The sequence below is a fragment of the Pyxidicoccus sp. M6 genome, assembly GCF_055568925.1.
This window is the reverse complement of record NZ_CM145714.1, coordinates 11,887,178-11,909,774: the sequence shown is the minus strand read 5'-3', so window position 1 is coordinate 11,909,774 and position 22,597 is coordinate 11,887,178. Positions and strand designations below refer to the sequence as shown.

General features: G+C 69.5%; 14 protein-coding genes and 1 pseudogene. 7 read left to right on the top strand and 8 right to left on the bottom strand.

The features are described 5' to 3' along the window. Both ACVTJA_RS46900 and ACVTJA_RS46895 read right to left on the bottom strand, forming a co-directional pair. Positions 1–1,686 (bottom strand): type IV pilus twitching motility protein PilT, encoded by a 1,686-nt coding sequence (locus ACVTJA_RS46900; RefSeq protein ID WP_465830692.1) that lies wholly within the window; start codon positions 1,684–1,686, stop codon positions 1–3. Between the two features lie 293 nt (positions 1,687–1,979). Continuing rightward, entirely contained in the window at positions 1,980–2,516 is a 537-nt protein-coding gene (locus ACVTJA_RS46895) for a GNAT family N-acetyltransferase (RefSeq protein ID WP_465830690.1), read from the bottom strand. Positions 2,517–2,804: 288 nt separating this feature from the next. On the opposite strand from ACVTJA_RS46895, the gene ACVTJA_RS46890 reads away from it, so the two are divergent. The 3 genes from ACVTJA_RS46890 to ACVTJA_RS46880 all read left to right on the top strand — a co-directional run bounded on the left by ACVTJA_RS46890 (position 2,805) and on the right by ACVTJA_RS46880 (position 5,689). Further along, positions 2,805–3,530, top strand: coding sequence for a GTP-binding protein (locus ACVTJA_RS46890; RefSeq protein WP_465830688.1), 726 nt, complete (start codon positions 2,805–2,807; stop codon positions 3,528–3,530). Continuing rightward, the gene (locus tag ACVTJA_RS46885; protein ID WP_465830687.1) at positions 3,527–5,029 is read left to right on the top strand and encodes an ATP-binding protein; all 1,503 of its coding nucleotides are present in this window, start codon (positions 3,527–3,529) and stop codon (positions 5,027–5,029) included. Before ACVTJA_RS46890 ends, ACVTJA_RS46885 begins: the two co-directional genes overlap by 4 nt. Positions 5,030–5,101: 72 nt before the next feature. Next, positions 5,102–5,689, top strand: a complete 588-nt coding sequence (locus ACVTJA_RS46880; RefSeq protein ID WP_465830685.1) for an NYN domain-containing protein — start codon at positions 5,102–5,104, stop codon at positions 5,687–5,689. 13 nt (positions 5,690–5,702) lie between these two features. Here ACVTJA_RS46880 and ACVTJA_RS46875 read toward each other — a convergent pair whose 3' ends face one another. The 5 genes from ACVTJA_RS46875 to ACVTJA_RS46855 form a co-directional block, all read right to left on the bottom strand. Further along, positions 5,703–8,534, bottom strand: a complete 2,832-nt coding sequence (locus tag ACVTJA_RS46875) for a CHAT domain-containing protein (RefSeq protein ID WP_465830683.1) — start codon at positions 8,532–8,534, stop codon at positions 5,703–5,705. A 152-nt stretch (positions 8,535–8,686) separates the two neighbouring features. Next, positions 8,687–9,730, bottom strand: a complete 1,044-nt coding sequence (locus ACVTJA_RS46870) for an ADYC domain-containing protein (RefSeq protein WP_465830681.1) — start codon at positions 9,728–9,730, stop codon at positions 8,687–8,689. Between the two features lie 135 nt (positions 9,731–9,865). Further along, complete coding sequence (locus ACVTJA_RS46865; protein ID WP_465830679.1) at positions 9,866–12,652, bottom strand: CHAT domain-containing tetratricopeptide repeat protein; 2,787 nt, start codon at positions 12,650–12,652, stop codon at positions 9,866–9,868. A gap of 104 nt (positions 12,653–12,756) precedes the next feature. Next, complete coding sequence (locus ACVTJA_RS46860; protein WP_465830677.1) at positions 12,757–13,824, bottom strand: ADYC domain-containing protein; 1,068 nt, start codon at positions 13,822–13,824, stop codon at positions 12,757–12,759. Positions 13,825–13,926: 102 nt separating this feature from the next. Next, on the bottom strand, positions 13,927–17,955 hold the full coding sequence (locus ACVTJA_RS46855; RefSeq protein WP_465830676.1) for an nSTAND1 domain-containing NTPase: 4,029 nt from the start codon (positions 17,953–17,955) through the stop codon (positions 13,927–13,929). Between the two features lie 223 nt (positions 17,956–18,178). On the opposite strand from ACVTJA_RS46855, the gene ACVTJA_RS46850 reads away from it, so the two are divergent. The 3 genes and pseudogenes from ACVTJA_RS46850 to ACVTJA_RS46840 all read left to right on the top strand — a co-directional run bounded on the left by ACVTJA_RS46850 (position 18,179) and on the right by ACVTJA_RS46840 (position 19,904). After that, positions 18,179–18,982 (top strand): sigma-70 family RNA polymerase sigma factor, encoded by an 804-nt coding sequence (locus ACVTJA_RS46850; RefSeq protein ID WP_465830674.1) that lies wholly within the window; start codon positions 18,179–18,181, stop codon positions 18,980–18,982. An 81-nt stretch (positions 18,983–19,063) separates the two neighbouring features. Next, positions 19,064–19,327 (top strand): annotated as a pseudogene (locus tag ACVTJA_RS46845) (carboxypeptidase-like regulatory domain-containing protein); the annotation flags it as partial. Between the two features lie 91 nt (positions 19,328–19,418). Next, positions 19,419–19,904, top strand: a complete 486-nt coding sequence (locus tag ACVTJA_RS46840; protein WP_465830672.1) for a YfbK domain-containing protein — start codon at positions 19,419–19,421, stop codon at positions 19,902–19,904. A gap of 16 nt (positions 19,905–19,920) precedes the next feature. Here the strand turns inward: ACVTJA_RS46840 and ACVTJA_RS46835 are convergent, their stop codons facing one another. Further along, positions 19,921–21,489, bottom strand: a complete 1,569-nt coding sequence (locus tag ACVTJA_RS46835; protein ID WP_465830671.1) for a hypothetical protein — start codon at positions 21,487–21,489, stop codon at positions 19,921–19,923. Positions 21,490–21,610: 121 nt separating this feature from the next. On the opposite strand from ACVTJA_RS46835, the gene thiL reads away from it, so the two are divergent. Beyond that, the gene (gene thiL, locus ACVTJA_RS46830) at positions 21,611–22,543 is read left to right on the top strand and encodes a thiamine-phosphate kinase (protein ID WP_465830669.1); all 933 of its coding nucleotides are present in this window, start codon (positions 21,611–21,613) and stop codon (positions 22,541–22,543) included. Positions 22,544–22,597 lie beyond the last annotated feature (54 nt).

Below are 22,597 nucleotides of genomic sequence, written 5' to 3'. Positions count from 1 at the left end.
TCAGGAGCCCTTCCTGCCCATCAGCGAGCCCACCTTGCTCAACAACCGCGCGCCGTCCTGCGGTGTCTCGGGCGCCGCCACGGTGGCGCCGGGCCGCTTGCCGGTGACGGTGGCCTCCAGCTCGTCCGGGTTGTCCGCGAAGCCCTTCGCCACCTCCAGCTTCACCTTGTTGGCGCGCACCAGGTCCGCGAGCGAGTCCTCGAAGCGGACGATGCCCAGGCTCTTGCCGCGCTGCTGCAGCGAGGGAATCTGGAACGTCTTGTTGTCGCGGATGAGGTTGCCCAGCGCGACGGAGCCCGGGAGCACCTCGGCCGCGGCCACCAGGCCCTTGCCGTCCGCGGACGGCATCAGCCGCTGGCTGACGATGAGGCGCAGGCCGCTGGACAGCGACAGGCGCACCTGCTGCTGGTCCGCCGGAGGGAAGAGGTCGATGAGCCGGTCGATGGTCTTCGCCGCGCTCGGCGTGTTCATGGTGCTGATGAGCAGGTGGCCCGTCTCGCTGGCCGCCAGCGCCATGCGCACCGTCTCCGTGTCGCGCAATTCGCCCACCACGATGACGTCCGGGTCCTCGCGGAGGCTGCCCTTGAGCGCGCTGGCGAACGTCCGGGTGTGCGAGCCCACCTCGCGCTGGCTGATGAGCGCCTTCTTGCGCGGGTGGACGTGCTCCACCGGGTCCTCCACGGTGAGCACGTGGTGCGTCGTCTCGCGGTTGATGATGTCCACCAGTGCCGTCATCGTGCTCGTCTTGCCGTGACCGGACGGGCCGGTGATGACGATGAGCCCCTGGTGGTGGTGCACCGCCTTGGCGATGTCCGGCGGCAGGCCCAGCGACTCCAGCGTGGGGATTTCGCGGGCAATCACGCGGAAGGTGCCCTTGAGGCCCGTGCGCTGCCGGCCCACGTTGACGCGGAAGCGCCCCATCTCCGGCGAGTCCAGCGAGAAGTCACAGCTCCCCTCGCGCTCCAGCACCGGCCGCAGCCGCTCCGGCACCACCGGGAGGAGCAGTTCCTCCACGCGCGCCGCGTCCAGCACGTGGCCCTGCGGCACCAGCTCGCCGGCGAGGCGGAAGAGGGCAGGGCGGCCCGCCACCACGTGGATGTCGCTGGCGCCCTGGCTCCGGCCGTCCTCGAGCAGCGCGGCCAGCCCGCGCCAGGCAGCAGCGCTCGACGCGCGAGGTGTGGGACGCGCCTGCACGGCCGCCGGAGCCTCGGGGGCAGGCGCCGGAGCTGGAGCCTGGGGCGTCGGAGCCGGCGCGGGCCGGGCCGCGGCGGGGGCCGTCGGAGTCGCCGCCGGAGCCGCGGGCGCGCGCGTGGCGGCGGGTGCTGGCGCGGCGGCGGGCGCTGGCGCGGGAGCCGGTGCGGCGGGCTGCGCGGCGGGCGTGGCGGCGTCAGCGCGCGACAGGCGCAGGTGAATCAACTCTCCCCGCTTCATGGCGGCGATGGAGAGCGCCCCCAGGCCGTTGGCGTTGACGGACCACTGCACCGGCGTCTCCGACACCGTCGAGGCACGGGCCAGGCCCACCATGGCCTGCAGGGCGCGGGTGACGTCTTCCGTCGTCACGGCCGCGGGGTCCACCGGCTCGTAGCCGTTGTTTCCGCGGATCATCGGCGGGCGGCCCGTCGCCAGGGTCAGCTCCGTGACTCCAGGACGCGCGAGGTGACGCAACAGCTCTGCGAGGGGTTTCATGCGGAGTCGGCTCGGCCCGCGGTGGAGGCGGGGATGCGGGGACCGCAGGATAGTCGACAATGCGCCGGAAGCACTTCACCCGAGCGTGCCACCTCCCCATGCCCGGCGTCCGGGCCCGGGTGGCCCGCTCCCACGCCAGGCGTGCGGGCAGGCTGCCGCCCGGGAGTCAGGTCCCCAGAAGACGCTTTTCCCGTTGAAGGGGGGTGAAGCGTGCTCCGGGGCCGGGACGTCGGGCCCGCTCGGAGCGGGGGGCGGGAGGAGTGGCCTCCCGCCCGGGGGGCGCTGCGGGAAGACTACAGCTCGCGGGACATCAGGAGCCGGAGCTTGCCGGACTTCTTGGAGACCACCGTGGCCACCGTGGTGAAGCCTTCCTTCCGGTAGAAGCTCACCGCCGCCGAGTTGGACGGGTCCACCCGGAGGGCGATGGTCTTCCGGTACATGTCGCGCGCCGCCTTGAGCGCCTGCTCCAGCAGCACCTTGCCCAGGCCCTTGCGGCGCAGCTCGGGCTTCACGACGATGTTGCGCAGGTACGCCGCGCCCGGCACCGGGCCGTCCCGCTCCACCGTCACGTAGCCAACCACCTGGCTCTGCAGCTTGGCCACGTGGACGTAGGGCCGCAGCTGGGTGAGGGCCTTGAGGCTGTCCTCCTGCGTCTCGCCCCGGGTCTTCCAGGGCTCGGAATTGGCGCGCAGGGCCGCCACCGCCGTCATGTCTTCATCGGTGGGCAAGGAGAACTTCACCGCCGTCATCAGGTCGTTCGGTAGGCCCGCCACATCCAGCACCGGCGCTGGGGCCATCTCCACGCCCGGGTCCACCTGCTTCATCGTCATCGCCTTGCTCCTCCGTCGCGCTGCGATCCTAACCGCTCCCCCGGCACCCGTGCACGCGGTGATTCCGCGCACATTGTCCTCTCACGTGAGGAGACTGCCTTCCCCAAGTGTGAGGAGCCGGACCTCGCCAACCCCCCCATGCGCCCGGCCCATTCCTCGAATGAGCCCTGCTTCCAAGCCTGTAAGCCGGCCGGCCTTCCGCACCGGACCGCTTCCCACTATAAAAACGGGCGTCGTGTGCCGGAGGTCTGCCTCCTCACGCGGACCTGGCAAGCCCGAGCTCCCCCCTTGCAACTCAACCACGCCCAGCGAGAGCTGACGCTCAAGATCGTCTACTACGGGCCCGGGTTGAGCGGGAAGACGACGAACCTGCGCCATCTCCACGCCCGGGCCTCCGCGGAGGTGCGCGGCCGCCTGCTCACCGTGGAGACCCACGACGACCGCACCCTTTTCTTCGACCTGCTGCCCGTCTTCTTCTCCACCTCCTCCGGCTTCAAGGTGAAGGTGAAGCTGTTCACGGTGCCCGGCCAGGTCATTCACAACGCAACGCGCCGCATCGTCCTCCAGGGGGCGGATGCGGTGGCCTTCATCGCGGACAGCCGGCGCAGCGCCACCGCGGACAACAACGCGTACTGGCGCAACCTGCAGGAGAACATGAAGGAGAACGGCCTGGACGTGGACCAGGTGCCGGTGGTCATCCAGTTCAACAAGCGGGATTTGCCGGACGCCCGGTCGGAAGCGGAGATGGAAGTGGCGCGCAAGCGGGGCCGCGAGCCGGTGGTGGGCGCGGTGGCGCTCAAGGGCGAGGGCGTGCTGGAGACCTTCCACGCGGTGGCCCAGGCGGCCTACCGGCGGCTGGACGCGCGCGCCCACCTGGCGCGCAACCTGGGGCTGACGGAGGAGGAGTTCCTGGGGCAGATCTTCCGGAGGATGGACGTCCGGGGCACGGAGCTGGAGGCCCGGTACGGGCAGCCGGCCGGCGGCGAGCGCAGCGGCAGCGGGGGCGCGCGATGAGCACCTCGAGCGGCCCTCCGGACAGCGTGGGCTCCCAGCGTCGCGAGTCCGTGCTCCAGCGGCGGCTGGGGCTGGCGGACATGTTGGACGTGCCCTCCTTCACGGAGGTGGTGAAGAGCTTCAGCGAGCTGTACCGCGTGGGCATCAAGGTGCTGGACACGCGGGGCACCAAGCTGGCGGACGTGAAGGTGGGGCACGGGGACTTCTGCTCGTACGTCTTCACCTTCCCGGACGGGCGGACGCGCTGCACGGCCATGGTGGCGCGGGTGAAGGACGGCCCGGTGGTGCCGGCGCACGGGGCGCGGCCCGCGGTGGGCGAGGGCGTGGAGGAGGCGGGCATCGTCGCGATGCCGTGCTTCACCGGCCTGCGCTACCTGGTGATGCCGGTGCGCTGGGAGGGCGACCCGCTGGGCCGCGTCATCCTGGGCCCCTTCACGCCCGAGGAACTGCACGACTTCCCGCCCACGCTGACGGACATCGCCGGGGTGGACCTGGCGCGGGCGCACGAGCTGGTGGGCAAGGTGCGGCGCGCGCCCGAGCGCACGGCGGCGCAGGTGCTGGTGCACTTCGGGCAGGTGCTGTCGGCGCTGGTGGCCAGCGGACAGCGCGCGTACCTGACGACGCAGCTCCACATCGAGGCGATGCTGGACACGCACCGCGAGCTGGAGGCGCACAACTCGCGGCTCGCGCAGGCCAACACGCGGCTGAAGGAGCTGGACCGGCTGAAGTCCACGTTCCTGGGCACGGTGAGCCACGAGCTGCGCACGCCGCTGGCGTCCATCATCGGCTACTCGGAGATGCTGGCCGAGGGACTGGCCGGGGCGCTCAACCCGGAGCAGCTCTTGTACGTCCGGACGATTGTGGAGAAGGGCGAGTCGCTCTTGAACCTCATCTCGTCCATCCTGGATTTGAGCCAGATTGAGGCGGGCAAGCTGCGGCTGGCGATTGCGCCGGTGGACCTGGGCGGCGTCATCCAGACGGCGGTGTCGAGCGTGGCGCCGCAGGCGCAGCGCAAGGGCGTGGAGCTGGAGGTGAAGCTGCCGCCCACGACGCAGCCCCGGCTGGCGGCGGATGCGGACAAGCTGCGGCAGGTGGTGGTGAACCTGCTGGCCAACGCGGTGAAGTTCACCTCGTCCGGGGGCCGGGTGTCGGTGGTGATGTCCGAGATGGGCGCGCAGGCGGAGCTGGGCGGGCAGGGCTACCGCGTGTCCGTGGAGGACACGGGCGTGGGCATCCGCTCGGACCAGTTCGAGCACATCTTCCAGAGCTTCTACCAGGTGGACGGCAGCTCCACGCGCGAGCACGGCGGCGCGGGGCTGGGGCTGGCCATCGTGAAGAGCCTGGTGGAGGGGCACGGCGGGCGCGTGTCCGTGGAGAGCGAGTTCGGTCGGGGCTCGCGCTTCACGGTGGTGCTGCCGCTGCACCCGCCGCTGCCGGACCACGGCCCGCTGATGGCGCTGGCGCCGGTGCCGGACTCGTCGGGGCAGGACCGGTTCTGAGCGTCGACTTTCGGGTGGGGGGCCGCACGTGAGCCCCCCGTGACATGGGCACAGCGCGTATCCTCCCGCGCCATGCTTACCGGACGTCCTCCCGCAGCTTCGTACGTACTCATCGACGCCGAGAACATCGACTGGGCCGTGTCCAACGTGGTGGGACGCAAGCCCGAGTCCCAGGACCGCGTGCAGTTCGACCGGCTGGTGTCCTTCTGCGAGAACAACTTCCCGGCTCCGGTGCGCTGCGTGGTGGTGCTCAACGCGCGCGGCGAGCAATTGCCGGACGTGATGATTGGCTTCGTGCGCGCGCTGAAGTCCGCGGGCTGCGAGGTGGCGCTGCTGTACGGGCGGCAGGACCAGAAGGTGGTGGACCTGGGCATCCTGAAGCTGCTGGAGAACATCCGCACGCAGCGGCCCAATGCCTCGGTGGTGCTGGCGAGCCACGACGGTGCGGACTTCGCGGACGCGCTGAAGCCCATGCTCGCGGAGAAGCGGCAGGTGGTGGTGCTGGGCTTGCGAGAGTACGTGAGCCAGAAGTTCCGTGAGCTCGTGCCCTCGGGGCTGAGGATTCTGGACCTGGAGCTGAACGCCCGCGTCTTCCAGCGGCCCCTGCCGCGCATGCTCCCCGTCAACGTGGACGAGTTCGACCCGACGATGTTCCTGTAGGCCACGGTCTGGCTCAGCGGGCGGGGGCGAGTCGAAGAGGACCGTCCTCGCCCACCGAGATGAAGGGCGCCCAGTAGTACGGATGCGGCCGCGTCTTGCGCAGCCCGAGCGCGGCGAGGCGCAGCGCTTCCGTGCGTCCCTTCCCGGCCCGCAGGTGGCGGTAGTAGTCCTCCATGAGCAGGTGGGTGCTGTCGTCGCGCACCTTCCACAGGCTCATCACCACCGTCTCCGCGCCCGCGATGGCGAAGGCGCGGCGCAGGCCATAGATGCCCTCGCCCGGCTTCACGTCTCCGCGGCCCGTGTCGCAGGCGGAGAGCACGACGAGCTGGGTGCCCCGCAGGTCGAGCCCCGCCAGCTCGAGCGCCGTGACTCGCGAGACGTTTCCGTGAGCGTCCGCGAGGACGAGCCCGGAGCGGAGCAGCGGGTCGTCCGGAGGTGGAGTCCGCGTGCCATTCAGGCCGCCGAACTGACCGAGCGCCCGGGTTCCACTCATGGGCGCTTCATGCGCCTCGTAGTAGCCGTGGCCGGCGATGTGGAGCACGCCGGGCGAGTGGACCTGGAGGAGCTGCTGCTTCGTGGCCGCGGGCCCGAGGTAGAGCCGGGCCTGGGGAAGCTGATGCTGGATGGCCAGGGCCTCCTCGCGGGTGCCGGGCAGCGAGGTGTTGAACTGCGCGTCGGAGTCATCGCGTTGCGTGCCGGCGAAGCGGCCGGAGCGGAATGACTCGGAACGAGTCGCGGGTGGCGCGCCGATGCTGGGGACGAAGACAGCCACGGAGCTCGACGGCGGGGCATCCTCCGTACGCGGCAGCAGCTTTCTTCCAGAGGGGATATTGGAGAGCGCGAAGCGGTCGATGAGGAAGCGCTGGCCGTCGTGAAGGGCGTCGAAGGAGACGAGGCCGAGCTGGCCATCCGGCGCCAGGAAGAGGCGCCGGGCCTGGCCCACGAGCGGCAGCACCGGGCGGACGGTGAGCGAGTAGAGCGTGGCCGTGGGGCGCTGGAAGTGGACGTCACGGTTGGCCAGCGCCGAGCGCAGCTTCTTCGCGGCTTCGTCGATGCGGTCCCCAGGGCCGAGGTCGACGAAGTCGATGCGTGCATCCGGGGTGAGCACCAGCGCGAAGTAGCGGGGCAGGGCAGGGCCCTGGGACGGCCGGTCCGTGTAGGCCACCCATTCCACCAGCGCGCCATCGGGAGGCAGCGTGGCGGCGACACTGTCGACCGTGTCCTCCGCGGAGGGACGCTCGAGGAGCTCCCGCAGGCGCGCGGAGCGCCTCACGAGGTCCGCTTCGAGTGCATCTCCTCGCGCCGCGAGCTCTTTCAGGTGCTGCTGGTACGCGGAGACCGGCCGCGTGCCTGGACCTGTGAACGCCAGCGCGGCGAGCTCCTCTCGCAGCTCGAGCCACTGCGCGAAGGTGTCGCGGCCCGCCGCGTCCAGGCTGTCGTGGACGGCACGCATGGTGGTGGCGAGCTCCTCGGCGGAGCGCCCCTTGCGCAGCAGCACGGTGGTGAGGACCAGGTTCCGTAATCCGACGTTGGAGGAATGCTCACGCAGCAGGGTGTAGAGGCGCTCCTCGTTCTCGCGGAGGCGCTGGAAGTAGAGCGCGAGGCGCGGCTCGGAGAGGCCCATTGCCTCACGGCGCAGGAGCTCCTCGGTGATTGAGAGGGATTGCATGAAGAGCGGCACCGCCTCGGAGTGCCTTCCCTGGGCGACGAGGCCCCAGGCGAGGTTGTCGAGCGTCTGGGCCACATCGGGATGTCGCTGCCCCAGCGCCGTCTTCTGGATGGAGAGCGCCTGCCTGAGCAGATACTCCGCGAGGCCGTGGAGCCCCTGCTTCGCATACAGGCCCGCGACGTTGTTGAGCGTGCCGGCGATGTCGGGATGCTCCCTTCCGAGCCGGCGTTCCTGTATGGAGAGAGCGCTCCAGTACATCTGCTCGGCGGGGATGGTGCGCCCCTGGCGGGAGTAGAGATTCGCGAGGTTGTTCATCGTACTCGCGACATCAGGATGGTCCTCTCCGAGGGCCGCCTTGCGGATGCGGAGCGCGCATGAGAGCAGCGGCTCGGCTTGCGCGTCCCGTCCCATGCTGGAGTAGAGCCGCGCGAGGTTGCTGAATGTGTCGGCCACGTCGGGAGGGTCCTCGCCGAGCATCGCCTTCTGGATGTCGAGCGCGCGCGTGAACCGCGCCTCGGCCTGCTCGTATAGCCCCTGGTCCGCCTGGTGACGGCCGAGCTTGTTGAGCGTCCGGGCCACCGCTGGGTGATTCTTTCCGAGGGATTTCTCCTGGATGGAGAGGGCCTGCTCGTACAGGGGCTCGGCTTTCGTGTGGAAGCCCTGGTTGGACGAGGCGACCGCGAGGTTGACGAGGGTGAGCGCCACGTCCGGGTGGTTCGGCCCGAGGGACGCCTTGAAGATGTCGAGCGCGAGCTGGTGACGCGGCGCGGCCCGTGTGTACTGGCCGCGATGGGAATAGGAGAGCGCGAGGTTGTCGACGGCCTGGGCGTACTGGGGGGAGTCCGGGCCCAGGGTTGCTTCGATGATGGAACGGGCGCGCTCGAACAGCGGCTCCGCCTGCGCCGGATGGCCCTGCTTGTCATGCAGGATGCCGGTGGTGGTGAGTGCCTGGGCGAGGTCGGGATGGGCCTTGCCCAATAGCTCTTCCTGGATGGCGAGTGCGTGCTCGCTCATCGGAAGCGCCTCGGCGTACCGGCCGGTCTCCAAGAGCCTCGTTGCCTCGGCGTGGGCCGCGTGCGCCTCTCGCAACCGCATATCCCGCCGAATCACGACCGCCGCCAGTCCCGCCAGACAGCACAGGATGACGACCCCCGCCCCTCTGAGCACTCGCCGCATGTGTCACCGCTCCGTGAGTCCTTTCCGGCCGTGGAGCCGCGGGCCACCGTGGGGTGTCTCCTCTGACTGAGAAGACGGTGACCCTGGGACTTTCTTACGCGCCGCCGAACAGTGGCGCTGTCACGGAGTTCACACCGCTGTGCCCGGCGGGCTCAGGGTTTCCTGTACGAGCGGTTTCGCAGCATCACGGTGTCAGGAGCCATGCCATCGCGTTGGACGGCGCAGGAGTCGCCATCGCCGAGGTCCACCGCCTGGTCCACGCGGAAGTGTCCGGGGCACTCGGCGAGGATTTCCTTCACGGGGCGGCCATCGCGAGTCCGCGCGAGGCATGCTGCACCGTCTGGGTTCCAGGCCGCTTCGAACGAGGCGCGAGCCGGGTCCCAGCTCGCGGAGGTCTCCGTTGTCCGCGAGAGCACGCCGAGCGCGTCATACATGTCGATGGTGGTGTACTCGGGCGCATGGCTGCGCCCGTTGCCGCAATAGTCCGCGCGAGCCATGCGCGTGCAGGCCTGGTGGAGGTCGGCCAGCGACTGGCCGTCGCGCTCGCCCCAGGGCTTGTAACCCCAGTCGATGCACTTGCTGATGGCGCCGAGCTCACACGCCAATGTCAGCTTTCCCGGCGCGTCCTTGTGTTGCCCGCTGGAGTCCCAGACACCCGCCACCACCATGGCCCGAGGGTCCTGGACATGCGCGTTGGAGACGCAGGGATTTTCCCACTGCTGCGCCATCGGGTTCCACGCCTCGATGCGGTACCACATGACATCGGGGTCCTGGTGGGAGGGCTCGGCACCGCAGATGGCCACGTCCACGGGCTTGCCGTCACCGGAAATGCCCCGAAATACCGTGCCCACGAGACCGCGAGTCGCGTCCGGCGCGGCCACGAGACGACCTCGCCGCAGACGTACCGACTCCACATCGGGATTCGCCATGACGAGGTTCTCGCTGTTGATGGAGACGAGCACGCTGCGCCGCTCGTCTGTCTTCTGACCGCCGTCCCACGAGCGTCGGGTACCCCACAGGAGTGTGCCGACGGGGGCGGGACCGCGCTCGGAGACCTGGCCCAGACACCTGCTTGCGTACCGCCCACTCGAGGAGCGCGAGCTCCAGGAGGGAACGAGGGACGCGTCAGCGGCGAAGGCGGACGGGGGGAGCAGCAGACAGAACAGCGGTAACAGGGACAGCCTCAGCGCGTTCATGGGGAAGCCTCTCTCGAGATGTGCAAGCGCTGGCGCGGGCCGGCGCCTACAGCGGTGAAGAGCGGCTGAGACTCCGAGTTATGCAGGAATTCTTACCGGCCCCGGGGCACGTCCCGAGTGTTCGGGAGTGCCTCATCACGGGGTTGGTGGTTCCTGCGGAGTGGGCGTGAGGGATTGCAGCGGTGTGTCCCGACCCAGCGCGATGAAGGGAGCCCAGTAGTAGGGATGAGGATGCGTCTCGCGCAGGGTGCGCATCGCCTCACGCAGGGCTTCCACACGACCTCTGCCCGCCAGCAGGTTGCGGTAGTAGTCCTCCATGAGCAGGCGGGTGCTCTCGTCGCTCACCTTCCAGAGGCTCATCACCACGGTCTCCGCTCCTGCGGTCAGCAAGGCGCGACGCAGACCATAGACACCCTGGCCTCGCTTCACGTCGCCACGGCCGGTGTCACACGCGGACAGGACGACGAGTTGCGTGCCCCAGAGGTCGAGCCCCGCGAACTCGAGGGCGGTGACCATTCCGTTCTCGGAGGCAGCCGTGGGTGTCGCCGCGCCACTCTTCGAGGGCTCCTGCGCACTTGTGAGGACGATGCCGGAGCGCAGGAGCGGGTCCGCCGGAAGTCGTGCGGGAAGCCCGTCGCCCGCGCCACTGACCTCGCCGACCGTGCGAGCACCATTGGGGGCGGCGGAGGCGTCCTCCAGGAAGAATCCGTGGGTTGCGATGTGGAGGATGCCCGGCGTGGTGAGCTGGAGGAGCCGCTGCTTCGTGGCGTCGGTGCCGAGCAGGAGCTCGGCCTGGGGAAGGAGACGCTGGATGGTTTCAGCTTCCCCCCGTGTGCCTGGCAAGGCCGTCCACGGCTTCCAGGTCCAACTCCTGCTCAGGGCTTCGTAGAAGTGGTTGAGGGCCGGGGAGCGCTGGGGGGCGGGAGTGGGATTGCCCGGTAGTGACGAAGGTGCCCCGGGCCGCGCGTTGAAGGCAGGGTCGGCGAGGACGACGACGGAGCGGGCCGAAGAGCGCTCCTGGGGGCGCTGCAGCAGGTCCCTGCCGGAGGTCATCAGGACGAAATCGAAGGAGTCGATGAGGAACCGCTGGCCGTCGTGGAGCGCATCGAAAGGGACGAGGTTGAGCTGACCGTCGGGGGCAAGGAAGACACGATGGGTGTTGCCCAGGAAGGGACGCAGGGGTTGGAAGACGAGGGCGTAGAGTTTCTGCGAAAGATTCAGGTAGGCAGTGTCGCGCCGGGCCAGGGCGTCGCGCAGCTCGGAGGCGGCGCGGTCAATGCGGTCCGCGGGACCGAGGTCGACGACGCGGATGCGGGCGTCGGGGAAGAGCACCAGCGCGAGGTAGTGCAGTGGAGTCGGACGCCATCGCCTCGCGGGGATGAATTTCAAATAGAGCGGCCTGTTCATGTATGCGACGAGCTCGATGAGGGCCCCGTTCGCGGGCAGCATGGCGGCAACGCGGTCGATGACCTCCGAAGCAGGCGGTAGGGTGGTCAAGGCTCTCAAGGGGGCGGAGCGCCTGGCCAGGTCGGCTTCGAGCGCGTCGCCCTCGTCGGAGAGCGCCTGCAGCCGCTGGCGGTAGTCGTCCGAAGTCAGCGTCCCGGGACCGCCCAGGGAGAGTTGAGCACGCTGGGTGCGGAGGCTGCGCAGTCTCCAGAACGCGTCGCGGTCCTCCTCGCCAAGGCTGCGATAGATGGTGCGTGTGGTGTCAGCGATTTGCGCGCTGGAGCGACCCTTCCGGAGGAGTACCGTCGCGAGGGCAAGGCGCTGCATGCTGATATTGTCCGGGTGGGCTCGCGCCAGGCCGTAGTTGTATTCATCGGCAGCGCGAAGGTTCAGGAGGAATCCATCCAGCGCTGGTTCGGAAAGGGCGAGTGACTCCTGGCGGATGTACTCTTCCGAGAGGCTGAATGCGCGGGTCAGGAGTGCAACGGCCTCGGCATCCCGGTGTTGGAGGAGATGAATCCCGGCCAGTGAGATGAGTGCGGAGATGGTACCGGGATGGCTCTTGCCTCGGGAGGCTTCAAAAATCGATAGCTCGCGTTCCTGTAGCAGCATGGCCTGGGTGTACGCACCCTGGGTCATGTGGAGTCTCGCGAGACTGTTGAGCGTCCATGCAAGGACCATGGAGTCCCTGGTGGGGGATGCTTCGAGCATGGCGAGGGCTCGTTCATACAGGGCCCTGGCCCGCGCATATGCGCCTCGGCTCACATAGAGGCCGGCGAGGTTGTTGAGTGTGAGCGGGGAGGCTGGAAGAGCAAGGGCGCGACGCATCAGTTGCTCAACGCGGGTATTCGCACCCTGCCCGAGATAGACGCCGGCGAGATAGGTCAGGGACCTGGCCACGTCTGGATGCTGCTTGCCGAGAGTGGCTTCCTGAATCGAGAGCGAACGCTCGAGCAGAGGCGTGGCCCGGGAGCCCATGTCGCGTCGTAGATACAGGACCGCCAGGTTCCTGAGCGAGGTGTCGGACAGGGCGTGCTTCTCGCCGAACGCGGCTGTGCGAATCGCAAGCGCACGCTCCAGCAGGGGCTGCGCCCGGTCGTACTCATCCAGGTCGAGATAGAAGAATGCAAGCGCATCCAGGCTGGAGGCGACGTCAGGATGGTCCTGGCCGAGCGCTGCTTCTCGAATGGAGAGCGCACGCCGGAGAAGCGGCTCGGCACGTGACGGGCTTCCTGCTTCCGCGAAGAGGCGGCCAAGTTGTTCGAGCACAGCCGCTACTCGCGGATGAGCGCCGCCCAGCACCTGTTCACGCAGTGCAAGCGCATGCTCGCTCTTCGCAATCGCATCGATGTACAGGCTGGCTGCTTGGAGCCTGGCTGCCTCATCGAAGGCAGTCTGTGCGTCGACCAGCCGCGCATCCGTCTCATCCTCGACCGCATCGACATCCGCCGAACAGCACAGGACGACCAGCAGCACGCATCCGGCCACGCTCCTCATGTGCGCTCTCCCGTGAAGCAAGATGAATGAACAAGGGCCCGCGATTGCTCGTGGGCCCGATGACGCCGCTCTGGGATTGAGGCTCAGTTGCCGCCGTAGGACCTGTTCCGCAGCAGCACCGTCCCGGGGCTCGGGCCTTCGCGTTGCAGCGTGCAGCGGTCCCCATCACCCAGTTCCACCGGCTCACCCGTGCGGAAGCGGCCGGGGCACTCCTGGGCGATGGACTCCAGCGAGTGTGCATACCGGGTGCGTGCGACGCAGGTCGCGCCATCAGGCGCCCAGGCCGCCTCGAACGAGGCGAGCGCCGGGTCCCAGCTCGGGGAGGCCTGCGTCGTCCGCGTGGACATGCCGAAGCGGTCGTAGAAGTCGATGACGGTGGCCTCCAGCGTATGGCTCCGGCCGTTGCCGCAGTAGTCCGCGCGCGCCATCCGCGTGCAGGCCTGGTGGAGGTCGGCCAGCGACTTCCCATCACGCACCGCCCACGGCTTGAAGCCCCAGTTGGCGCACTTGTTGATGACACCCGTCTCGCACGCCAGCGTCAGTTGGCCCGGTGCCGCCTGCTTCGCACCCGTGGCGTCCCAGACGCCGCTCACCGCCAGCACTCGCGGCGAGGGCACCTGCCCCGTGGCCACGCACGGGTTCTCCCATTCCTGCGCCACCGCGTTCCATGCCTCGATGCGGTACCACTCCATCGTCGGGTCATCCGAGGGCTCCACGGCGCAGATGGCGACTTCCACCGGGTGGCCCTCGCTGTCCGTTCCCTGGAGGACCGTGCCGACGACGGGGCTGGACGCATCCGGCAACGCCACCAGCCGGCCCTCTTCCACTCGCACTCCCGTCACTCCCTCGGCCGCCGTGCTCACCGCATTGGCGTTGATGGCCGTGAGGACGCTGCGCCGCTCGTCCGTCACCTGCTCGGGGTCCCACGAGCGCTTCGTTCCCCAGAGCATCGTGCCCTGCGTCCGGATGTCCCGTGTGGGGGCCTGGCCCCGGCAGCGCAGCGCGTACCGGTCGACGACCGACACCGAGGCGACGGACCGTCCGCGCGGAGCCTCCTTGGGGGGAGTGACGTGCGCCGGATGGGCTGCGAGCACCGGCGGCGTGAACAGCATGCACACGAGGGTGAGCAGGGACTTCTTCAGCGCGTTCATCGGCATACCTCTTCCGTTGGGTAGGGCGGCCGGCGCGAAGCCGGCGCCTTCAATGGGGAGGAGCCCCGAGGACGGAGAGCTATGCACGAATTCGGATAGAACCTACCGGGACGGCACGGGCGCGCAGACACGCACACCCACCAGCGCATCGTGGAGCGTGGGGTCCCCCGCGCTGCGATTGGCCGCGAGCGCGGAGCCGGAGTCGTAGTACCAGGCGCCACCCTTCACGATGATGCGTCCCAACTCCATGGTGACGGGCCGCGTGAGCTCCAGGGCATTGCCCGTCATGTCCACGAGACCGAAGGGGCTCGTCGAGGCGGGATGGGCGCCGGCCACGTCAGGGCCGAAGGCGAGGGACTGGCGCCCGTAGGTCGCGTCGATATTGGCATCGTCCGGCCCCAGGTTGTCGCCGTGCGGGTAGGCGCGGCCATCGGCGCCGCGCGCGGCGTACTCCCATTCCTGGTCGCTACACAGTCGTGCATCGGCGGGCCGTCCCTGGCTGCTCAGCCAGAAGAAGTACCCGTCGAGCTCCCTGGCGGAAATGCCGGACAGCGGGAAGTTGCGCCAGTCCGCGGTCTGTCGCCGCGTGCGGTCCGGATAGAAGAGCTTCTCGCCCTCGCGCGCGGACAGGGGGACTCCCTCGCCCGACAGGTGCAGGGAGAACGTCCAGCCCTTGCCGGGCTGGTGCCGCAGCGTGATGGCCTTGCCGGCGCCGTTGATGAGCGGCTCTTCGAGGATGCGCCGGGCCTTGGCTCCTGGGGGCAGCGTGTTCAGATAGGCCAACCAGTCGGCGAATGTGACCTCCCTCTTGCCGATGAGGAATCCCTGCTTGAGGCAGAGCCGGTGGAGTGGGGCGGCGCGCATGAACAGTCGCATCGGCTCGGCGTCGGCGCTGCCCGTCAGGAAGCACCCTGGCGGCACATACGCGTAGCCGTCAGGCACGGAGCCGGAGGCTGGCAGCGGGAACTCGACCTTCTCGGAGCCTCCGCGCTTGAGGAGCACCGGCATGTCGACCGGAATGTGGCCCGGGCGGGTGACGTGGAGGAGATACGAGCCGGCGGGCAGCTTCGCGCGGGAGATGGGCGTCGTACCGATGAATCCATGGGGCTTGAGCTGCAATGTGCCTCGAGCGTCCGGCTCGTACCGCTCGGCTTCGACACGTGCTCCCGGCGGTGTGGTCTCCACGTCGAGCTCCGCCGGGCTGTTGAGCGAGCGCTGGGGAGTGACCTGGGCCGTGAGCTCCAGTCGTTGCAGGCGCTCACGCAGGCTCGCGGCCAGTTCCTTCAGGTGAAAGTCCTCGGCGAGCTGCATCCGCTCGTCGAGGACCTCCGCGAGGAGCTGGCGCGCTTCCTCACGGTCCCGTTCTCGGTCGAGCGCCCGCTCCAGGGAGTCGGTGGCGCGTGCGAAGGACTCATCGGCCCTGGCTCTCAACTGCCGGGCCTCATCCCAGATTGCCTCCGCGGCGAGGAGGGCCGCTGACGCCTCGCTGGTCTCGGTGGGGCGGGAGACCTTGCCGTCATAACGCGGGAATGCCCCCTCGGCGCGAGCCTGAGCCTGCTTCGCGAGCTTACGCCCCGCATCGAGCTGCTGCTGGGCCATCGCGATATGGCTTTGGATGATGCGCTCATCCTCTTGATACGCCTGGAAGCGAAGCCCACCGTACACGGCCCCGAGCGCGAGCAGCACCCCGAGCGCGACCATGTATCGCCACCACCGTTGGAGCTTCAGCGCCCTCTGCGACGCAGAGAGGAACGCGCGCTCACGGGGCCCCAGCGTGGCCGGGTCCAGCGGACGCGCTTCGTCGATGTGTCGCTGTCCCCACAGTGCCTCGGGTGCGCGCGACAACCGCTCCCACTCCGCGCTCGCCAGTTCCATTCGCTGCCGCACCGCGCGCTGGCCGATGTCCCTGTCTCGCCAGTTGCGCAGTGTGCCCCAGCTCTGAATCAGCGAGTCGTGCGCAATCACATACCGCGCTTCACCACCCACGGTATGCGCGTGGAGCAACCGTCCCTCCGTGAGCGCGCGCAACGCCGTGCGTGGCGCTGCTTCCTTCGTGGTCAGCAGTTCCTCCTCGCCCAGCTCGATGCGCGTCCCTTCTGCTGTCACGAGGCGCAACATCAGCCGCCGTGCCGCCTGCTTCTCCGTGGGACTCAGCCTCGCGAGCACTCCATCCGCGTGCCGTGACAGCGCCCCCGCCACGCCTCCCATGTCCTCCAGGGCCTGCCGCGTAATCCGGCTGTGCGCCGGGTTCCTCCGTTCCCACAGCTCCGCCAGCGCGAACTGCAACAGCGGCAGCGTGCCCTCACCGTGCGCCATCGACGCGACGAGCGTCTGGATGAGCTCCTCGGACTCGAAGGCCACGCCCCGGGTCCGCGCCGGCCCCACAATCGCCTCACGCACGCCCGCGGGCGTCAGCGGACGGAGGATGTAGAGCGCGCGCTCGGCTTCCTCTCCAATGCCGGGCAGCGAGCAGATGCCCGTCAGGAAGTCGCCTCGCACCGCCAGCAGCACCCGCACTCCGGGCGACGGCAGCGCCAGCTCTCCCAACAACTGCGCGAAGCGCGCGGCCTGCAGCGGCTCGGACTGGGTGAGCAGCTCCTCCAACTGGTCGATGAAGATGAGCAGCCCCCGCCGCCCCTGGTGCGCCTTGCGCAGCGCCGGCCCCAGCCAGCCGTCCACCCCCGTGAGCGCGAGGACGACGTCCGCCTCCTTCATGTCCAGCCGGGGCGCGAGCGCCGCCGCCAGTGCCTGCAACGGCCGGCCCCCCGGCCACAGCGTCACCGTGGCCATGTCCCGCTCCGCGTCCAGCTCTCCCGCCGCCACCCGGGGCAGCACTCCCGCCTGACACAGCGACGACTTGCCCACTCCCGAGTCCCCAGCCACCAGCACCATCGGCTGGCGGCGCAGGCGCTCGATGACCGCGCGGATGTCCGCGTCACGTCCGAAGAACAGCGAGCGGTGCTCCGCCTCGAAGGGCGCCAGCCCTCGGTACGGATTCCCCGCCGCGAGCGGCGTCGCCGAGTGGAGCTGCTCCAGGCGCTCCAAAGCCTCACGGAGCAGGTCCGCCGACGCGGGCCGCTCGGCTGGGTCCGGCGCGAGGCAGTGCCGGATGAGCGTCGCGAACTCCGGGTCGATGTCCGGCGTGAGCGGCAGCGGGCTCACGGCCTCCCGCGCCGGTGCGCTGTCCGTCAGCCGCGCCGGCGCCCCCAGTGGCACGTCGCCCGTGCACAGCTCGTACAGCGTGACGCCCAGCGAGTACATGTCGCTCTGCGGAGACGCGGGCTCGCCGCGGAACAGCTCCGGTGCCATGTAGCGTGGCGTGCCCGCGTGCGCCTTCGGGCGCGAGAGTGGCGCCGAGGTGTTCACGTCGAAGTACTCGGCCAGCCCGAAGTCCAGCAGCTTCACCACGCCGTCATCCGTGACGAGCGCGTTGGATGGCTTCAAGTCCCGGTGCAGCACGCCCTGCCGGTGCGCCGCCGCGAGCCCTCGCGCGAGCCCCAACCCCAACGTCAGCACCCGCCGCCACGGCAGCGGCAGCTGCAATTGCGAGAGGCTCCTGCCCAGCACGTACTCGTAGACGATGTACGGATGGCCTCCCGCCGTGCCGACGCGGAACACCGTGACGACGTTGGGATGCTGGAGGCGCGCGATGGCCCGCGCCTCCGTCTCGAAGAGCGCGCGCACCCGGGGCCTTGGCTGGGACGAGGCGATGAACTTCACCGCGACACGCCGGTCCAGCGACGTGTCCGTCGCGAGGTACACCACGCCCATGCCTCCGCGCCCCAGCGGCGGCCCGAGCTGGAACTCGTCGAACGCCGTGGGCGGCGTCCAGGGACCCGGAGGCGGCGCGGGGGGCAGGGACTGCTGCGCGGCCGCGTCACCGGACAGTGTCTGGGTATGGTCGTCCGGGCGGAGCTCCCGCGACTCGGGAGACGGGGCACCCGGGGCCAATCCACCCCGGGCGAGCGCGGCGATGAGCGTGCGGCACAGGTCACAACCCGCGGCGTGCTCGTGGACCCGGGCCAGCGTGTCCGAAGGCAGACGGCCCTCCACCAGGTCCACCAGGAGCTCGTCGGACAGACAGGGGAGGGCGGCCGCCCCCGCATCTCGGGCCGCGTTTGACGAAGTCATGGTGGTTGGTGACAGAGTCTCGCAAAGAGCCTCACGGAATGACAACACCCCCACGCCAATCGATGGGATGCGAGGGGTTGGGACCCACATGGCAAATCCGCCGGAACTGGTTGCAACGCTTCTGTCCCATGCCCGGGTACGGTTGACACCCCCCGCGGATGCCACGGCGCTCGAAGGTCTGCTCAGCCGTGCGTGGGAGGCCTCGCGCTCGCAGTGGAATACCGTGGCGCTCCCCGCCGACGTCTTCGTGCGCCATCTCGCCGAGCGGTTTCCAGACGCCCCTTCCGGCGCCTCCATCGAAGCGCTCATCGAGCCGCTATCCCTGACGGAGCTGTACCTCGCCTGTGCCTGTGGCCAGGGCATGTCCGCCGCCGTGGAGGCCTTCGAGCTGCACTACCTGTCCAGGCTGCCCGGGCTCCTCGCGTACCTGAAGCAGCCCTCGGCGGTGCTCGACGATGTCTGTCAATTGGCCCGCGTGAAGCTGCTCGTCCGCACGCCGGACAGTGAGCCGCGAATCAATGACTATACGGGCCGGGGCGCGCTCTTGAGCTGGGTGCGCGTCACCGCCGTGCGCATCGCGCTCAAGCTGCAGGCCACCGACAAGCCCGCGCCCGACGAGGACGTGGCCGAGGTGCTCGACGCGCTCCCCGCGCCGGGCGTCGACGCGGAGCTGGACCTCATCAAGCAGCGCCACCAGTCGGAGCTCCGCCAGGCGTTGCGCGAGGCCTTCGCCACGCTGGCCTCCGACGAGCGGCACCTGCTCCGGCTCTACTTCGTGGACCGGCTCTCCACCACGGAGCTGGGCGCGCTCCTGCGGGTGAACCAGTCCACCGTCTCGCGCTGGGTGAAGGCCGCGCGGCAGAGCATCTACGAGGAGACGCGGCGCCGCCTCCTGTCGCGGCTGAATCTCTCCGCGGGCGGCTTCGACAGCTTCATGGCCGTGCTCGACAGCCAGTTCGACGTGAGCATGAGCCAGCTCTTCGGTGAGGAGGACCGGCAGCCCGGCGGGCCCGTGATGAAACGATGATGGTGCGCTGAGGCGGCCGTGCGGTGGCGGCAGGCCGTCTCGTGGAACAAGGGCTCATTCCGATGACGGAGGTCCTCGCGGATGACGCCCTCGCTCCGAATTGCCCTGCTGTGCGTCCTCTTCCTGCTTGCCCCGCCCGCTCTGGCGGATGACGGCTTCGGCGCCATCATGGGCACGGTGCTCGACGGCATGGACCGGGGAACGGTCGCGGACGTCGTCGTCACCGCCACCTCGCCCAGCCTCATGGGCGAGCGGACCGTCGTCACCGACGAGAATGGCTTCTACTGGCTTCCGCAGCTGCCCCCCGGCATCTACACGCTTCGCTTCGAGCTCGAGAGCGCCAGGCCCCATGCCCGGACCGTCGTGGTGCGGCTCAACCGGACGTACCGGATGAACGTGTACCTGCTGCCGGAGAGCCTCGCGGAGGCTGTCGAGATTGTCGGCGGCTCCGAGAGCGTTCCCTGGGGCGCCCGTCCCAGCAGGGGGCGAGGTCGGCTCCGGCCACACCGTCACCGCCATCTACGAGGTGAAGCTGCGCGGCGAGCCGCTGGACGCCTTCGCCACGCTGCGCCTGCGCTACAAGGCGCCCGAGGGCGGCAGCTCGCGCGAGGTGGTGAAGTCGCTGCCCGCCCGCATCCTCCGCCCGTCGTTCGCCAGCGCGTCGCCGTCCTCGCGCCTGTCGTACGTGGCCGCCGCCTTCGCGGAGAAGCTGCGGGCGTCCTACTGGATGCGCCCGCTGACGTGGGAGCAGCTCAGCTCCCTCCACGCGCAGGTGGGCCCGCCGCTCGCCCAGCGCCCGGAGGTGGTGGAACTGGGCGACCTCATCCGCAGGGCCGCCTCGCTGGACTCGCGTCCGGACCGCTTCGAGGCGGTGGCCCCCCTGCGTCTCATGGACCCGGACCGCGTGCCGCGAATCGAGTAGCGGCGCGCAAGCCCGGCTACATGTTGCCCATGGCGGTGCGCAGGCCGTCCTGGATGACGTACTTGAGGTCCTCGGCCGTCATCTCGGGCTTCTTCTTGAGCTGCTCCCTGGCGTACGCCGCCCACTCGCGAAGCTCGCGCTCCGTCGGGCGGCGCGGGTTGTTGGCGGGCTGGCCCCGGTACAGTTCGAACACCCACTGATACGCGTCGGTGATGAACTTGTTGAGGTCGGCCGACTCCGCGGGCCCGCCCACGCCGCGCGCGTCGTCCCGCACCGCGTCCTGGATGGCGTACTTGAGCTCGGAGGGCGTCATTTCCGGCTTCTCCCTCAGCTTCTGGTCCGCGAACTGGCGCCAGCGGGAGAGCTCGGCCGGCGTCGCGTCACGCGGGCCGCCCTGGTAGCACTGCGCCACCCAGCTCACCGCTTCCTTGATGAACCGGTCGATGTCCGGCTTGCCGTTGGCGCCCGCCTCCATGCCCAGGGCGCGCGCGCGCACCGCGTCCTGGATGGCGTACTTGAGCTTCTCGGGGGTGATGCCCGGGTCCTCGGCCAGCTTCTTCTCCGCGAACTGGCGCCAGTCATTGAGCTCGCTCTGCGTCGCGTTGCGCGGGCCGCCCTGGTAGCACTGCGCCACCCAGCTCACCGCGTCGTGGATGAACCGGTCGATGTCCGGCCGGCCGTTGGCGCCCACCTCCAGGCCGGTGGCGCGCGCGCGCACCGCGTCCTGGATGGCGTACTTGAGCTGCTCCGGCGTCATGTCCGGCTTTTCCTTCAGCTTCTGCTGCGCGAAGTCGCGCCAGTGGGCCATCTCGGCCGGCGTCGCGTCACGCGGGCCGCCCTGGTAGCACTGCGCCACCCAGCTCACCGCGTCGTTGATGAACTTGTCGATGTTGGGGCCGCCGCCGGGCCCCGCCGTCATGCCCGTCACCTTCGCGCGCACCGCGTCCTGGATGGCGTACTTGAGCTTCTCCGGCGTCATGTCCGGGTTCTTCGCCAGCGTCTGCTGCGCGAAGGCAGACCACTCCGCCACCTCGGCCGGAGAGGCATTGCGCGTCTGTCCCTCGTAGCACTGGGACACCCAGCTCACCGCGTCCTGGATGTATTTGACGATGCTGTCCGGGGTGATGGCGTCCAGTCCATCGCGCTGCTTGCGCATCTCGCTGGCGACGAGCGAGCGGAGCTTCTCCGCGGAGATGGTCGGCTCCTTCTCGCGGAGCTTCTTGGCGAACGTCATCCAGCTATCGATTTCCTGCCGCTTGGGCAGGCGCTCCCCCTGGAAGACCTCGCGGAAGGCCTCGTTGATGCAATCGTACATCCGCGTCTCGGGCAGCGGCGCGAGCAGGCTGGGCAGCACCTCCTTGGGGGCCGCCATGGGCTGGGACAGGGACGCGGACAGCGTCGCGGCCGCCGGCGCCGCCTGGGTGCCCTTGCTCGCCACGGCTGTCTTCGGCACCGCTGCGGCCGCCACCGTGCCGAAGAAGGCGGAGGCCTGCTGCGTGCTGACGTGCTTCGTTGTCGTGCCCTTTGGCTTCGCGGGCTCCTGCGACGCGGAATTGACAGACGGACGCTGACCAACCTTCGACATGGATTCCTCCCCCATGGGGCAGACAAGCCCCAACTCTCTGATTCTCATTAAATCGTGAAAGAAGTTGCGCCAGTTGCCAATTCATTGCCCACGGACTGCGAGTGGTCTTTCCTCCACTGCGATGCCCGGTGAGTTCGACTTCATCCGCCGCTTCCTCAGCCACTTCCCGAAGGCCCGCGTCCCCGTGGGGCCGGGGGATGATTGCGCCGTGCTCGCGCCCCGGCGCGGCGCGTTGTGCGTCACCACCGATGCCGTGGTGGAGGATGTACACTTCACCCGCGCCGCGTTTTCACCCGAGGACATCGGCCACAAAGCGCTGGCAGTGAATCTTTCCGATATTGCTTCCATGGGTGCCACGCCGCGCTGGTTCGTCTGCGCGCTCGCGCTGCCTAGGGGGTTTCCACCACGGGAGTTGGCAGGCATTGCGCGCGGCATGGCGGCGCTGGCGCGCGAGCACCGGATTGCGCTCGTGGGCGGCAACTTCACGTCCGCGCGGGAGCTGTCCGTCACCATCACCGCCGCGGGCGAGCTGTCGCGCCCGGCCCTCACGCGCGGCGGCGCGCGGCCCGGCGACGTCCTCTATGTGTCCGGCACGCTCGGCGAAGCGCGGCTCGGGCTGCAGCAGTTGCTCGCGGGCGTGAAGCGCGGCGCGGCCGTGCGGCGCCAGCGGCGTCCCGAGCCTCGCGTGGCGTTGGGGCGACTGGCCTCGCGCTTCGCCTCCGCGGCGCTCGACGTGTCCGACGGGCTGGCGCAGGACCTGGGTCATCTGTGCACCGCTTCGCGCGTGCACGTCACGCTGGAGCTGGAGCAACTGCCGATGACGCCCGCGGTGCGCGGCGCGCTCGGCGCGGAGGGCGCGCTGGCGGGTGGCGAGGACTACGAGCTGCTCATGTCCGTTCCCCCGGCACGCAGCCGGGCATTCGAGCGCGCGTGCGCCCGGGCGGGGCACGCCGTCACGCGAATCGGGCTCGTTTCAGAGGGAAACGGGTGGGTTTGCCGGGACATGACAGGCCGCGTTCTCCCACCGCCGAGGGGGTTCGACCACTTCCGGTAGTCTGTCGGCGGATTGACCCTGCCCAACAGCAAGGCTAAACCCGTGACGCTTCTT

Bases quoted from the DNA above. Each gene is read 5' to 3' on its own strand.
- ACVTJA_RS46895 (WP_465830690.1), bottom strand. From the start codon at position 2,516: ATGACGATGAAGCAGGTGGACCCGGGCGTGGAGATGGCCCCAGCGCCG.
- ACVTJA_RS46835 (WP_465830671.1), bottom strand. From the start codon at position 21,489: ATGTCGAAGGTTGGTCAGCGTCCGTCTGTCAATTCCGCGTCGCAGGAG.
- ACVTJA_RS46870 (WP_465830681.1), bottom strand. From the start codon at position 9,730: ATGAACGCGCTGAGGCTGTCCCTGTTACCGCTGTTCTGTCTGCTGCTC.
- ACVTJA_RS46885 (WP_465830687.1), top strand. From the start codon at position 3,527: ATGAGCACCTCGAGCGGCCCTCCGGACAGCGTGGGCTCCCAGCGTCGC.
- ACVTJA_RS46860 (WP_465830677.1), bottom strand. From the start codon at position 13,824: ATGAACGCGCTGAAGAAGTCCCTGCTCACCCTCGTGTGCATGCTGTTC.
- ACVTJA_RS46900 (WP_465830692.1), bottom strand. From the start codon at position 1,686: ATGAAACCCCTCGCAGAGCTGTTGCGTCACCTCGCGCGTCCTGGAGTC.
- thiL (WP_465830669.1), top strand. From the start codon at position 21,611: ATGCCCGGTGAGTTCGACTTCATCCGCCGCTTCCTCAGCCACTTCCCG.
- ACVTJA_RS46880 (WP_465830685.1), top strand. From the start codon at position 5,102: ATGCTTACCGGACGTCCTCCCGCAGCTTCGTACGTACTCATCGACGCC.
- ACVTJA_RS46855 (WP_465830676.1), bottom strand. From the start codon at position 17,955: ATGACTTCGTCAAACGCGGCCCGAGATGCGGGGGCGGCCGCCCTCCCC.
- ACVTJA_RS46875 (WP_465830683.1), bottom strand. From the start codon at position 8,534: ATGCGGCGAGTGCTCAGAGGGGCGGGGGTCGTCATCCTGTGCTGTCTG.